This window comes from Paraburkholderia sp. SIMBA_053, assembly GCF_046534895.1.
Taxonomy (GTDB): domain Bacteria; phylum Pseudomonadota; class Gammaproteobacteria; order Burkholderiales; family Burkholderiaceae; genus Paraburkholderia; species Paraburkholderia caledonica.
This window is the reverse complement of sequence record NZ_JAWRXU010001117.1, coordinates 1-256: the sequence shown is the minus strand read 5'-3', so window position 1 is coordinate 256 and position 256 is coordinate 1. Positions and strand designations below refer to the sequence as shown.

The following is a 256-nucleotide window of genomic DNA, read 5'->3' as shown; positions in this document are numbered from 1 at the left end:
CTCGCGTATCGGCATGACCCTCGGTGCGTTCTACTTCCATTTCGACTCAAAACTGGTCCTCGCAGCAGAGATTGTCCGGCGCCAGCACGAGACATCTATCGGCGCTATCCAATCAATCACGAGTACCGACGCATCCGGCATGGTGAGCATCGTGAGGCTCTCCCGCGAGCTCGCCGAGCAGACGCGCGACGATGCGGTCGTGCGCGCGGGCATCCGCTTGTCCACCGAATCCGTCGCCGAGCTGGCCGCAGTCGTC

Annotated in this window: 1 pseudogene; it reads left to right on the top strand. The window is 62.9% G+C overall.

The window, feature by feature from the left end:
* Positions 1 to 13 precede the first annotated feature (13 nt).
* Positions 14 to 256: pseudogene (locus SB753_RS39105) on the top strand (hypothetical protein); the annotation flags it as partial.